Annotated in this window: 13 protein-coding genes; 4 read left to right on the forward strand and 9 right to left on the reverse strand. The window is 66.0% G+C overall.

Annotation, left to right across the window (positions count from 1 at the left end; translation table 11 throughout):
• Positions 1–152: 152 nt before the first annotated feature.
• From P0652_RS06060 to P0652_RS06085, 6 genes are all read right to left on the reverse strand, one after another.
• Entirely contained in the window at positions 153–761 is a 609-nt protein-coding gene (locus tag P0652_RS06060; RefSeq protein WP_284177868.1) for a glutathione S-transferase, read from the reverse strand.
• A 96-nt stretch (positions 762–857) separates the two neighbouring features.
• Positions 858–1700 carry a 23S rRNA (adenine(2030)-N(6))-methyltransferase RlmJ gene (locus P0652_RS06065; RefSeq protein WP_284177869.1) on the reverse strand — a complete coding sequence of 281 codons (843 nt, stop codon included), beginning with the start codon at positions 1698–1700 and terminating at the stop codon, positions 858–860.
• Between the two features lie 6 nt (positions 1701–1706).
• Positions 1707–2366, reverse strand: coding sequence for a ribonuclease T2 family protein (locus P0652_RS06070; RefSeq protein WP_284177870.1), 660 nt, complete (start codon positions 2364–2366; stop codon positions 1707–1709).
• A complete protein-coding gene (locus P0652_RS06075; protein WP_284177871.1) occupies positions 2366–2797 on the reverse strand; it encodes a hypothetical protein in 432 nt (143 codons plus the stop codon). Before P0652_RS06075 ends, P0652_RS06070 begins: the two co-directional genes overlap by 1 nt.
• Before the next feature lie 108 nt (positions 2798–2905).
• Positions 2906–3895, reverse strand: a complete 990-nt coding sequence (locus P0652_RS06080; protein ID WP_284177872.1) for an aldo/keto reductase — start codon at positions 3893–3895, stop codon at positions 2906–2908.
• A gap of 54 nt (positions 3896–3949) precedes the next feature.
• A complete protein-coding gene (locus P0652_RS06085) occupies positions 3950–5224 on the reverse strand; it encodes an extensin family protein (RefSeq protein WP_284177873.1) in 1275 nt (424 codons plus the stop codon).
• A 115-nt stretch (positions 5225–5339) separates the two neighbouring features.
• Between P0652_RS06085 and P0652_RS06090 the strand changes: the two genes are divergently transcribed.
• The gene (locus P0652_RS06090; RefSeq protein ID WP_284177874.1) at positions 5340–5588 is read left to right on the forward strand and encodes a DUF2798 domain-containing protein; all 249 of its coding nucleotides are present in this window, start codon (positions 5340–5342) and stop codon (positions 5586–5588) included.
• Complete coding sequence (locus tag P0652_RS06095; protein ID WP_284177875.1) at positions 5572–6834, forward strand: amidase; 1263 nt, start codon at positions 5572–5574, stop codon at positions 6832–6834. The genes P0652_RS06090 and P0652_RS06095 overlap by 17 nt, the downstream gene beginning before the upstream one ends.
• Before the next feature lie 257 nt (positions 6835–7091).
• Here P0652_RS06095 and P0652_RS06100 read toward each other — a convergent pair whose 3' ends face one another.
• Positions 7092–7367: a hypothetical protein gene (locus P0652_RS06100; RefSeq protein WP_284177876.1), complete on the reverse strand. Its 276-nt coding sequence runs from the start codon at positions 7365–7367 to the stop codon at positions 7092–7094.
• A 194-nt stretch (positions 7368–7561) separates the two neighbouring features.
• Between P0652_RS06100 and P0652_RS06105 the strand changes: the two genes are divergently transcribed.
• Positions 7562–7834, forward strand: a complete 273-nt coding sequence (locus P0652_RS06105; RefSeq protein ID WP_284177877.1) for a PepSY domain-containing protein — start codon at positions 7562–7564, stop codon at positions 7832–7834.
• A gap of 9 nt (positions 7835–7843) precedes the next feature.
• Here the strand turns inward: P0652_RS06105 and uvrB are convergent, their stop codons facing one another.
• The gene (gene uvrB / locus P0652_RS06110) at positions 7844–10606 is read right to left on the reverse strand and encodes an excinuclease ABC subunit UvrB (protein ID WP_284177878.1); all 2763 of its coding nucleotides are present in this window, start codon (positions 10604–10606) and stop codon (positions 7844–7846) included.
• Positions 10607–10688: 82 nt separating this feature from the next.
• Here uvrB and P0652_RS06115 point away from each other — a divergent pair, with 82 nt between their 5' ends.
• Entirely contained in the window at positions 10689–11159 is a 471-nt protein-coding gene (locus tag P0652_RS06115) for a tetratricopeptide repeat protein (RefSeq protein ID WP_284177879.1), read from the forward strand.
• Positions 11160–11167: 8 nt separating this feature from the next.
• Here the strand turns inward: P0652_RS06115 and P0652_RS06120 are convergent, their stop codons facing one another.
• A complete protein-coding gene (locus P0652_RS06120; protein WP_284177880.1) occupies positions 11168–13237 on the reverse strand; it encodes a methyl-accepting chemotaxis protein in 2070 nt (689 codons plus the stop codon).
• Between the last annotated feature and the right edge of the window lie 57 nt (positions 13238–13294).

Consider the following 13294-nt stretch of genomic DNA (forward strand, 5'->3'; position numbering starts at 1 on the left):
GGATGGGACTTGTTTGGCCTTTGGCGCAGGTCCCTCGCAACGGCTCCTGACGGGTCTGCTCGGCGGCGTCTTCGCGCCTGGCCAGGGCCGTGGGCCCTGGCGGGGAGGCAGATTGGGGACCTTGTGGTGAGGGGGTGAGCCTCACCCGCTGCTCAAGCGTGCGGCTTGGTCTTCGCGAAAGCGGGAACGAGGCGGTTGAACTCCGCCGCGAAGGCCGCGAGTTTCGGATAGTTCCCGCTCGACAGGCCGGAGAAGCGGAACTCGTACCATTCGAGCATGCAGGCCACGGAAATAACACCGATATCCGGCGTGGCGCTGGCCACGGGCGGGTTGGCTTCCAGCGTGCCGAGACCGCGTTCGACCTTGCCGCCCTGATGGGCAATCCAGGCCGGCTCGTGCTTTTCGGGCGCGCGGAAGCGGCCTTCATAGAGCTGCAGGATCGCCGCGTCGGTGATGCCATCGGCGAGGGCCTGAAGCTTCAGCGCGGCGAGCCGGGCCGGCCATGCCGCCGGGATCACCTTGCCGCCGCCGGCCTCGTGGTCGAGATATTCGACGATGACGCGGCTGTCATAGACCGTGCTGCCATCGGGCAGGATCAGGCACGGGATCTTGCCGAGCGGGTTGTCCTGCCGCAGCGGATCGGCCGGGTTCATCGTGTCCGTCGGCAGCATCTCGAGGCTGTCGGCATGGCCGGTGAAGAGCGCCGCTACCTTGACCTTGCGGCCGAAGGGCGAAGCGGCGGAAGAGCGCAGTTTCAGCATGGGCGTTTCCGTTTCTTGAGGCCCCTTCCGGGGCGTTGGATGGCCTGACCATTGCCGCTTGACCGGAAATCGGCAAGGGCTTTGTTGGCCTTTGGCTCAGGCGCTTTTCAGCCAGTCAACCCGCCAGCGCGCAATGCCGCCGCGCCCAAGCCGCTCCGACAGGGCCGGCAGCAGGTTCAGCAATTCCTCGTCGAGCTTCCACGGCGGATTGGCGATGGCGAGGCCGCAGGCCGCCAGCGGCCCTTCCGCCTCGGGCTCGTCGACATGCAACTCGACGATCAGGATGCGCGCGAAGGAGCTCTCCACCAAACCTGCCTCGAAAAGCGAGACGCGGCGCTGGTTCTTGACCGGGTACCAGAGCATGGCGAGGCCGGTCGGCCATTTGCGCGCCATGACCTGCATGCCCTCGATCATCCGGTCGAATTCGTCTTCCTTCTCGAAGGGCGGATCGACCAGCACGAGGCCGCGCCGCTCCGGCGGCGGGATCTGCGCCTTCCAGGCGATGTAGCCGTCGAGCTGGTTGATCACCAGCCGGTCATCACGCGGCAGGGCGCGACGCAGGTCACGTAGGGTTTCCGGGTGTAACTCGTTGAAGGAGGCCCGGTCCTGCGGCCGGAGAACATGCCGGATCAGCGCCGGCGAGCCGGGATAAAGCCGCCCGTCGCGAGAGAGGTCGGCAAGGGCGGCGCGATAGCCGGCGAGGATGGTCTCGGCCGGCGCATCCAGGGGCCCCGCGTTCAGCCGGCCGATCCCGTCGACCCATTCGCCGGTGCGGCTGGCGGCGTCGCCCTTGAGGTCGTAAAGGCCGGCGCCGGCATGGGTGTCGATGACGCGGATCGCCGTGTCTTTCTGCATGAGATGCGCGAGGATGCGCATCAGCACCGCATGTTTCAACACATCGGCGAAATTGCCGGCATGGAAGGCGTGGCGGTAATTCACCGGCCCTTACCGTGCAGCCGGGACGACGATGTCACGCGTGCGGCAGACATCGCGGCTCACCTCATCGCAGGGGCGGAAGCTGCGAAGATCGCGCGTGAGGCAGAGCCGCACTTCCTCCAGCATGCCCTTCTTGCAGGTCACGGCCATCATGTCCGGGCGCAGGCCAGGATTGGCGAGGGCGAAGGCGCGCTCGATATCCGGCACGGACCAGCGGCGCGGCGCTTCCGGCGCCTCGAGATCCTTCGGCACCTTCACCCGGTTCCGCGCCGTCTCGGTGGCGGTGAAATAGCCGGCCGGGCTTTCACCGGAGCAGGTGCCGTGCTTGCGCCATTGATGGCGGGCGAGACCGCTCGTCGGCAGGACGCGCTCGCCGATATCCATGGCGTTGCGCGAGGGATTGCGGCCATCCGGCGTGCAGAACGAGGGGTAGCCGCGTTCATATTGCGGCCAGAGCCCGTGCACCACGAAGCCGGGATTGCGCCCGGGCTCGCATTGCGGGTTCCTGCGGCGCTCGCCTGTCAGGTCGCAGAACGTGGCCGACCAGGAGAGCGAGAGCACGTAGAAATCGAAGCGGCCCATCGGCGCGCCACGCTCCTCGCGCGGCTGGGCGGAGGCCGGCAGCACGAAAGCCGCCAGCAGCACAAGGAGGGCCGGAAGGCGGGTCATCAGCGGTCGAGGCGGTAGCAGCCCGGCATCGCGGTGTGGTTGCGGTCATAGCCGGAGAGGCAGAACTGGACGCCCTCGCTCATCCCGATGATGCCGGTTTCCTCGATGATCGCGTAGCGCATCGTCAGGCGGCGGCGATCGGCCATCACGGCCTGCGCCTGGCAGTAGCGGCGGGGGATCAGATCAAGGCCATGCGGGCGGAAGGCGGCCTGCCGGACCTTCTCGAACCCGACGATCTCGGCGCTGCTGTTCCAGTATTTCCGCTCGGTCGCGTTGAAGCGGTGCTGCAGCTTCGACAGCACGCCCGGGCTGTCGCAGGAGGAGACCTGCGCCGACCACGGGATGATCCGGGTCTCGGCCGGGATTTCCTCGCGCGCGGAGGCGGGGAGTGCGGCCACGAGCAGGCCGAACAGGACGGGAAGCAGGCGCATCGGAACCTCCTGAATTTCGACCCTAGCCTTCGCCCCTCGGCGCCCGGCGGTCAAGTCCGCGCGGGCAGATCCGGGGATTTTCGACAGGGTTGCGGCATGGCGGCAACGTCACTGGTGGCCCACCACCTCGCGCGGGCGGTAGGGCGCCTCGAGCCGGGCCCAGACGCGCGGATCGACCTTGAGGGCGAGCGCGGCGAGGGCATCATCGACATGGCGCATCTTGGAGGCGCCGAGGATCGTGCTGGTGACAAAAGGCTTCGCCAGCACCCAGGCCTGGGCAAGGATGGCCGGCGTGGTGCCGAGTTTCTCCGCCTCCTGGACGAGCCGCCGCCGGATGCTTTCGTCCTGAGGGGTGCCGATCTTCAGGGCACCGACATGCTGGTCGGACCGGCCGCGCACCGTCGTTTCGTTGCTGACCGGCTTCGACAGGCCCGAACCTGCGAGATAGCCGCGGGCCAGTGGCGACCATGGCGTCATGCCCAGCCCCTCGGATTGCAGGAGCGGGATCATCTCGCGTTCCTCCTCGCGATAGACGAGGTTGTAGAAGTTCTGCATCGAGACGAATTCGGCGTAGCCATGCGCGCGTTGCAGGCCGATCAACTTCATGAGCTGCCAAGCATACATCGAGGAGGCGCCGAGATAGAGCACCTTGCCGGCGCGGACGACATCATTCAGGCCCTCGACGATCTCCTCCATCTCGGTTTCATGGTCGAGCCGATGGATGATGTAGAGGTCGATATAGTCGGTGCCGAGCCGCTTGAGTGAGGCATCCACGCCCTCGCGGATATGCTTTCGCGAGAGGCCGCGCTGGTTGGGCTTCGGGCCCATCGCGTTGAACACCTTGGTGGCGATGACCACCTCGTCGCGCGGGGCGAATTCCTTCAGCGCCTTGCCGGTGATCCGCTCGCTCTCGCCGAGGGAGTACATGTCCGCAGTGTCAAAGAAATTGATCCCGGCCTCAATGGCGCGCCGGAAGAAGGGCATGGATTCCTCCTCCTCCAGCACCCATTCCCGCCAGGACGGGTGGCCATAGGTCATGCAGCCGAGCGCGATGCGCGACACTTTCAGGCCGGTCCGGCCCAACCGTACGTAATCCATGGGAGATCCTCCGTTGGCCGGAGGATGGCCCGGCGGGCCCATCGCCGCAAGGGCTCAGTTTCCGCGGGGATTGGCCATGGTCGGCTGACGCACCGGCGCGGCGGCACGGGGGCGGGGCTTCGGCGCCGGGATGGTTTCGGTCTCGACCGGGCTGGCGGGGATGGAGCCGGTCCGATCCGGCGGCAGGCCCGGTACGCGGCGGGGCGGCAGGTCGGGGATCGAGCCGGTGGCGAGGTCGAATTGCGAGGGGTCGAAATCAGGCTCGATCTCGAGATCCTGGCCCTGCGAATCCTGCCAGCGGCTGCCGGCGGGTGCGGGGGCACGCGGGCCGGGCAGCATGCCACCGGCCGGGGCGGGCAGCGTGCTGGCCTGCAGGGATGCCGGCGGGCGCGGGCCGGCGGCGATCTGGTTCTGCTGGGCCTGCAGCGTCCCGGCGGGATAGGGCGAAGCAGGCGCCTGCCGGAAGGCATAGGGGTTCTGCGGGCCGCCGAACGGGTTGACGGCAGGCCCGTAGGTGCCCGGCAGCGGGCGCTGCGGTGCGGCGACCTGCGGCTTGCAGTAGCGGCGTTGGCCCCGGGCGTCATGGCGGGCGAGATCAAGGTGGAAATGATCGTAGTGGAGCGCGTCCGAGCCGGGCCCGAGCACGGTGCGGAAGCGCTGGCAGGCGCCGTGGAATACATCGCGCAGGAAGCCCTGTTCCTGCTCGGTGCCGCGCCAGCCGCCCTTCACCGTGACGACATTGCCGTCATTGAAGACGAAGCTCATGATGTCGATGGCATTGCCGAAAGCATGTTCGGACAGGCGGGCATTGGCCTGGTGGTTGCGCCGACGGCAGGCATAGGAGCCGGCGGTGCGGATCTCGCGTATGCCCTGGCCGAACCAGGCGATGGCGGCGGGCTGGACCGCCGTGGTGATCCAGTCATCCGTCCAGGCAACCATCGGGCAGCCAAGCGTGGCTTCCGGCTTGATCACCGTCATCTCGAGGAGGCCGGGCGTGAAGCCGGCCTGCTGGCCGCCGGTTGAGGCGAGGGCCAGCGCGACGGACTGGCTGTCATTCGGGAAGGCAGCGACTTTCAGGGGCAGGTCGGCGCCGCAGGGGCCGGGGCCATCGATCGGTTTGGTCTGCCGGATAAACTGACTTTCGCGGATGATGCCGGCCTTCATGCAGGCCATTTCCGCTTCCGCGCGCCAGGGTTCACGCGGCTCGAACCGGGCGAAGCCGCAGCCGCTCAGGAAGGCGCCGAGGCCGGCAGCCAGCAGGGCCAGCCGCGACAGGGTGCGCGGGCCGATAGAGGCCGGACGTGCGGAGGCATGGTTGAAACGCAACATCCGCTAAAAATGACGCGATCCCGGTAACCTTCTCTTAAGAGAAAGGGTTACGAAGCGGTAAACGCTGCGTAACGATGCCAGATAATCCGATTTCATCCGTGGCGGAGTGACGCGCATGCAGGGCAAGGCCCGACTTATCTTTCCTGCCATCCTCTCCTGCGTGATGGCATTCCTGATGACGGCGGTAGTGACCTATCTCAATGTCGGTACGCCGCCCGATTTCGTCGCGCGGTGGTTGCGTGCCTTCGTTATCGCCTGGCCGCTGGCCTATATCGCGGCGCTCATTGCCTCGCCGATCGCACGGCGCGGGACGATGCTGATCCTCCAGCTGATCGACGGAAAATCCGATGCTCCGCGCGCTTGATCTTGCCGAGGCCCTCGACGAGGGCGACATCACGCCGCAGGCCGTGCTCGAACTCTGCGCCCAGGCCATCGCCGCCCGCGAGGCGGAACTCGGCTGTTTCCAGCATCTCGATCTCGACCGGGCCCGCATTCTCGCCGCCCGCCGGCCGAGAGGGCCGCTCGGTGGGCTGCCTGTCGGCATGAAGGACATCATCGAGACGGCTGCGATGCCGACGGCCTATGGCGTGCCGTTTTACCGGGACAATCGCCCGGTGGCCGATGCGCCGATCGTGGTGTTGACCGAGGATGCCGGCGGGATCGTGCCCGGCAAGACGGTGACGACCGAACTCGCCTTCCTCAGCCCGCCGAAGACGCGCAACCCGCATGACCCGCGACGGACGCCGGGCGGTTCCTCCTCCGGTTCGGCGGCGGCTGTGGCGGCGGGGATGCTGCCGCTCGCCTTCGGAACGCAGACTTCGGGCTCGGTCATCCGTCCGGCCAGCTTCTGCGGCGTGGCTGCCATGAAACCGAGTTACCGCCTGCTGCCGATCAGCGGGGTGAAGCCGTTCGCGCCGCTGCTCGACACGCTTGGCCTGATGGGCGCCCGGGTGGCGGATGTCGCCTTCGGGCTGGAGGCGATCACGGGCCGCGCGCTGCGCGTGGACGGGCAGGATTTCGGTACGCCGACCTTCGGCGTCACGCGCATGCCATTTGCCGGTTCGGCCGAGCCGGAGGCCGAGGCGGCGCTCCGGCGAGCCATCCATGCGCTTGGCAAGGCCGGAGCGAAGGTGGTGGATGTAACCCTGGACGGGCGTTTTGCGGCCGCGCATGACGCGCAGCGCACGATCTCGCTGTTCGAGGCGGCGCAGCACCTCGCCTTCGAGCATCGGCGTCACCCGGAGGCGTTGTCCGCGACGCTCCGGGCGGCTCTGGACGAGGGCCGGGCAATCCCCGTCGTCGAGTTCGATGCTGCGCGATCGGTCGCCAACAAGGCCCGCAAGGCAACGCATGCCCTGTTCGAGCCGATCGACGTGCTGCTGACCTATTCCGCACCGGGGCCGGCACCGCTGGCCGACACGACCGGCGATCCACGCTTCAACCGTCTTGTCACGCTGCTCGGCCTGCCGGCGGTGAATGTGCCGGGTTGCCGGACCGACGAGGGGCTTCCGGTGGGCCTGCAGGTGGTGGCTGCGTTCGGGGATGACCAGCGCGCACTGGCGGCCGCGGCCTTCCTGGAAGGGGCGCTCGCGGTGTCCGAAGCCGCCTGACGGGCATTTTCGGCATCCATTTGGCGCGCCATTAACCGTCCTGTGAAGGGGCCGCGGAAATCCGTTGCCAACTCGTTAACAAAAGGTAAGCTTTCCGGGTCTCCACCGAGGAGTTGTCCCATGAGCGCGGTTCTTCGTCTCGATCTGCTCGCGTTTCTTGCTTCCTTCGCCCTGCTTGCGGCGATCGTTTTCGGATTGGTGTGAGTGCGTCGGCGGCCGCCGGGCCGCCGTGACCGTGGACGGCCGGAAGGCTCCGCTCAGGATTGCGGGCAGGGCTGCTCGGTCTGTTCCCACGACGTGACATTGATCGCCATTGTGCAGCGCATCATGCGATTTCCGAGGCAGATCTCGCTGCCGACCTCGAAAGACTGGCCTGCCGCCCGGCAGGTACAGGGCGTCTTGCTGCTGGCCCGGGAAACCGGGATGTCCGACGCCGCGCGCGGCGGTTCCGCGCCCAGGGCAGGCATGGCCAGCAGCCCGAGAAACGCGACGATCGGCAAAGCCAGGAAGTCAGGGAATGCACGGGCAAGCATGGTCGCCTCCGCTCTTGCCGGCGCCACCCTGAATCGGCCTGGCGACCGGATCAACACCTCCGAGAATGAGCCTCCGCCTGTAACTAGTCAAATTCAAGCAAAAGGCGGCGGGTGAGGTCAGCAAAGTCTTCAAGGGCACCGGCTAGATGTCGTCTCGCTCCAGAACTGACCCGCTCCAGAATAGGGAAACCGCGATGCACCGTCTGACCCTGCCGCTCCTGCTTGCCTGCGGCTTCGCCAGCTCTGCCGCTGCTGTCCAGCCTTCCTATGATCCGTATTGTGCACGCATCCCCCGCGTGCATTGGCTGTCCTCGTCGGAAATCGCGCTCGAATTGCAGCAGCGTGGCCTGCGGCTGGTCGAGATCCGGCTCGCCGAGCAGAAATGCTATGCGGTGCGCGTCCAGAACGCTGCCGGCCAGCGCGAGGACCTGATCCTCGATCCGATGACCGGCGATGTGATGCGGTAAGCAGTCTTCTCAGCGCCGCTTGTTCGAAGGGCGCCCGCCGCCCTTGGCGCGCGGCGTTCCGGACAGCGGCACTTCCCGGTCCGTGCCGGGGCCCATCGCATCGAGGGACGGTTTCCCGGCGCGGGTTGTTTTCCCTTTCGCGAAATCTTCACGCGAACCGGTGCCCACTTCGCTTGGTTTCGCGTTTTTTGGCGGTAAATTCGCCGCCGCGCCATATTGCGACGCCGCCGCCTTGCCGGCCTTCGCTGTCACCTGGGCCTGCCGGCTCGAAGGCTCCTCGAACACCGCCATCTCGGTTTCCTTGAGACGCTTGATCTCGTCGCGCAGGCGGGCGGCGGACTCGAATTCCAGATCGGCCGCGGCCGCGCGCATCCTTTTCTCGAGATCGGCCAGCACCGCCTCGAAATTATGGCCGATCGAAATCGCCTGGTCGGCCACGCCCTTGTCGACGGTGACGCGGTCACGCTCATAGGGCGAGTTGAGGATATCCTCGATGTTGCGCTTCACGCTTTGCGGCGTGATGCCATGCTCGGCATTGTAGCGCTCCTGCTTCTCCCGCCGACGGTTGGTCTCCGCGATCGCGCGGTCCATCGAGCCTGTCATCTGGTCGGCATAGAGGATGACGCGGCCATCGACATTGCGGGCGGCGCGGCCGATCGTCTGCACGAGCGAGGTCTCGGAGCGGAGGAAGCCTTCCTTGTCGGCATCGAGAATGGCGACCAGCGCGCATTCGGGAATGTCGAGCCCCTCGCGCAGCAGGTTGATGCCGACCAGCACGTCGAAGGTGCCAAGCCGGAGATCGCGGATGATCTCGATCCGCTCCAGCGTATCGACATCCGAATGCATGTAGCGCACGCGCACGCCGTTCTCGTGCAGGTATTCCGTGAGATCCTCGGCCATGCGCTTGGTCAGCACCGTGACCAAAGTGCGGTAGCCGGCGCGGGCGACATCGCGCACCTCGCCCAGCAGGTCATCGACCTGCGTCCGCGCCGGGCGGATGATCACCTGCGGGTCGATCAGCCCGGTCGGGCGGATGACCTGCTCGGTGAAGACGCCGCCGGTCCGCTCCATCTCCCAGTTGCCCGGCGTGGCCGAGACATGCACCGTCTGCGGGCGCATTGCCTCCCATTCCTCGAAGCGCAGGGGGCGGTTGTCGAGGCAGGAAGGCAGGCGGAAGCCATATTCGGCCAGAGTTGCCTTGCGGCGGAAGTCGCCCTTGTACATCGCGCCGATCTGCGGAACCGTGACATGGCTTTCGTCGGTGAAAACGAGGGCATTGTCCGGCAGGTATTCGAACAGGGTCGGCGGTGGCTCGCCCGGCTTGCGGCCCGTGAGATAGCGCGAGTAATTCTCGATGCCCTGGCAGACGCCGGTGGCCTGCAGCATCTCGAGATCGAACTGTGTGCGCTGCTCCAGCCGTTGCGCCTCGATGAAGCGGTTTTGCCGGTTCAACTCGTCCAGACGGAACTTCAGCTCTTCCTTGATTCCCTTGACGGCCTGGTCGAGCGTCGGGCGCGGTGTCACGTAATGCGAGTTCGCATAGACCTTCACGAATTTCAGATCGGCATTCTTGTGGCCGGTCAGCGGGTCGAATTCGGCAATGCTCTCGACCTCGTCGCCGAACAGGCCGATCCGCCAGGCCCGGTCTTCCAAATGCGCCGGGAAGAGTTCGATCACATCGCCGCGCACCCGGAAGGTGCCGCGCGAGAAATCGGCATTGGTGCGGCGATATTGCAGGGCGACGAGATCGGCGATCAACTGGCGCTGCTCGATCTGCTCGCCGACCTCCACCGAGAAACTCATCGCGGTGTAGGTCTCGACCGAGCCGATACCGTAGATGCAGGAGACCGAGGCGACGATGATGACATCATCGCGTTCGAGCAGCGCCCGGGTCGCCGCATGGCGCATCCGGTCGATCTCCTCGTTGATGGTCGATTCCTTGGCGATGTAGGTATCGGTCCGCGGCACATAGGCCTCGGGCTGGTAATAATCGTAATACGAGACGAAATACTCGACCGCATTATCCGGGAAGAAGCTCTTGAACTCCGAATAGAGCTGCGCAGCCAGGGTCTTGTTCGGCGCGAGGATCAAGGCCGGGCGCTGGGTTTTTTCGATCACCTGGGCCATGGTGAAGGTCTTGCCCGACCCGGTGACGCCCAGCAGCACCTGATCGCGCTCGCCACCCTGAACGCCGCCCACCAGTTCGACGATAGCCTGGGGCTGGTCGCCCTTCGGCTCGAACGGGGCCTGCATGCGGAAGGCGATGCCGCCTTCCGACTTGGCGGGGCGGGCCGGGCGATGCGGTACCCAGAGCTTTTCGTCCTTGAACAGCGGGTTGCCGGTTTCCAGCAGGGCTTTCAGCGCATCGGCGGTCGCCTTCACCCCGAGCGACGATGTCTGCGTATCGGCTTCCGACAGCCCGTCCAGCCCTCCACCCATGCGGATCTCATCCGGCAGGGCCGGGGCGACATTGCCCTGCATCACCCGGCGGGGTTTCGCGCCGGCAATCTCGGCGTAGCTGGTGGCTTCGGTTTCGCGCGTGCGGCGGCGGGACGGCGGTGGCTCCGGCTGAAGGCCGAGCGCCTTGGCCAAAGCCGGGTCCACGCCGACCGGCGCTTCCGCCTGATAGCGCGCTTGCGGAGCCTCGCCGAAGCCCTTGCCCCGATCCTCGCCGGCGAGAGCCGGGTTCAGCAAGCGCGCGAGATGCTGGTCAAGCGGCTGCAGGGCCGGCTTCGAAGCCTTGGAGCGAGGAGTGCCGGGGGATTTCGCCATGGCGGCAACATGGCGCGGCAGCCCGCGTCATACAAGCGGGTTGCAACTCTGCTAATGTCAGAATCTGTCAGGAGGAATCGCCATGTTCCGTCGCTCATTGCTGGTCGTCCTTGCCCTGATTGCAGGCGTCGCTGCTTCCCCGCTGGCGATCGCCGCGGGATCGGACAATTCATCGCTTTCCAATGATCCTGAATTCCGGAAAGCCAGTGAACTCGTCAAGGCTGGCCGTTGGCAGGAGGCGCTGCCGATCCTGCTCAGCATCGAGGCTGAAATCAAGACCTCTGCAGATGTCTATAATCTCCTCGGCGTGACCTATCGCAAGCTCAAGGATTATCCAACGTCCAAGCGCCATTATGATCGTGCTCTGGAACTGGACTACGCGCATTTACCCACGCTGGAATACCAGGGCGAGTGGTTCATCGAGACGGGCGACATGGCGAGCGCCCGGAAGAACCTTGATAGGCTGAAAATGTTCTGTGGCACATGCCATGAATACCAGGACCTCGCCGAGGCCATTGCAAAGGCAGAGCGGGCCGGCAAGCCGGGCGGCTGATCTCAGCCCTATCCCGTGATGCGCTTGCCTGTTTCCGCAATGATGCGGGGCAAGGTTTCGACGAGGGTACCGGTGGTGCGCTCCATCTCGTCGGCGACGCCCTGCACGGATTCGGCCGAGGCATGGGCATCGGAGCCGAGCTGGGCAATCGCGTTGACCTGGTCCGCGACCGTGCGCACGGCATCGGCGAGCGAATGGATCGACTGGCCGAAGCCCTCGGATGTCATGTGCTGTTCGTGAACGGCGGCAGCGATGGCGGCGTTGAGGCCCTGGATGGTCCCGACTTCCTGCGACAGGACAGAGGCCTGGTCGGAAGCCTGACGGGCAATGTCCTTCAGCTCGGCGACCTTCGCCTCGATGGTGCGGGTGGCACCCATGGTGCGGGAGGCCAGTTCCTTTACCTCGCCGGCGACGACCGCAAAGCCCTTGCCGGCATTTCCGGCGCGGGCGGCCTCGATCGTGGCATTGAGCGCGAGGAGATTGGTCTGGCTGGCAATGGCGTTGATCAGATCGACGATCGAGCCGATCGCGATGGCGACTTCCTCGAACTTGCCGGCGGAGATGCGGGAATTGTCGGCGCGGCCCATGACTTCCTGGGCCAACTGGGCGGTGCGGCTGGTCTGCTCGGCGATCTCGGCGATGGATTTGGCCAGTTCGTCGGAGAGGCGGGTGACTTCCTCGACGGTCTCACGCGAGGTTTCCGTAGCGGAGAAGGCCTCGTCCTGCGCCTTGCGCACGGCATTGACGGTGCCGAGCATGGTGATCGACTTCTCGTTCAGGGTAGCGGCCGCCATCTGCAGGGTGCCGGTGGCGGTCTGCGACGCCTCGTTGAATTCACGCTCCATCTGCTGGAGGATGGTGCGGCGGCTTTCGCCCAGCCGCGCTTCGGCCGCGGCGCGTTCCTCGATGAGCTTCTGACGCTCGGCGGCAGCCTCAATGAAGCGTCCGACGGCATTGGAGATGCGGCCGATCTCGCTGCGTTCCGACATCGGCGGCGGCGCCACGACATCCGGATCGCCGCGCAGGGATTGTTCCAGTGCATCCGAAGCCCTGCGGATCGGCTTCGACAGCGACGCGCCGACCCAGGTCATGAAGAGCACTCCGCAGGCCACGGCGGCGCCCTGCAGGCCCAGGCTCAGCAGCAGCGACCACATGGCATCCGCGCCGTCATCCGCGCTCAGCTGGCTCAGGCGTTCGGAGAATTTCACCTCGGCCGCGCGCATGGCATCGATGCGGCCGGAGGTCTGGGCCCACCATTGCGCGGCGGTCATCGGCTTCTCGCCGCCGTCGCGGGAATAGGTGATGATGCTTTGCTCGCTCTTCCGCAAGGCCTGCTGCATGGCCTGCGGGATCAGCGCGTCGAAATAGGTCTCGACCTGCTCGCCAAGCTGCCGGCGCATCTGATCCAGCGCCTGGTTCTGGTTGGCCGAGACGCGGATGAAGCGCTCCAGCAGGTTCGCATCGACCGTATCGGCCGAGAGGATGCCGTTGCCCGTGGCCCGCTGGAGGCCGGCAAATTCCTTGCCGAGCATCAGCGATTGCAGGGCCGACCGCAGGGTCGCGATATCTTCTGCCCGGCTGCTCGCATTGCTGCCGGAGGAGCCGTGGATCAGGTTGTTGATGATGCCGGTATAGAAGCCGAGAATATCCGGCGGCATGGCGGCGCCGGTGAGGATCCGCTCACGGAAGGCCTTGATATCCTCGCTGAGGCTGGCACTGGCGGCGACGAAGCTCTGAACGCGCTTCGGCAGTTCTCGGTCATCCTTCGCCTTTGCGAGATACTCGTTGAAGGATTCGAGGGCCTTGTCCGAGGCTTCCTGCGCGGCGATCACGCGGTTGCGGTGCATGGAGCGGTTCTCGACGGCCGAGACCAGCCCGACCGATGAACCCCGCTCGACCTGCAGCGCGTGGACGAGGCCGGCGGCGGCATCGCTCAGTCCGATCATCCGCTCCGTTACCCGCGCCGTGGTCAGCCGTTCGGCGACATGTCCATAAAGCTGGACAATGCCAATGACCGCGCAGATCACGGGAACAATGATCAAGAGCGTCAGGGATTGGCGAAGCGAGAAGCGATGCATCCTGGATCCCTCCGATGGGTTCCAGATTTATTTCTCTTATCAAGTAAAAATTGAGTA

Origin of the sequence: Rhabdaerophilum sp. SD176 (genome assembly GCF_030143245.1) — a bacterium.
In the GTDB taxonomy this organism is placed as follows: domain Bacteria; phylum Pseudomonadota; class Alphaproteobacteria; order Rhizobiales; family Beijerinckiaceae; genus Rhabdaerophilum.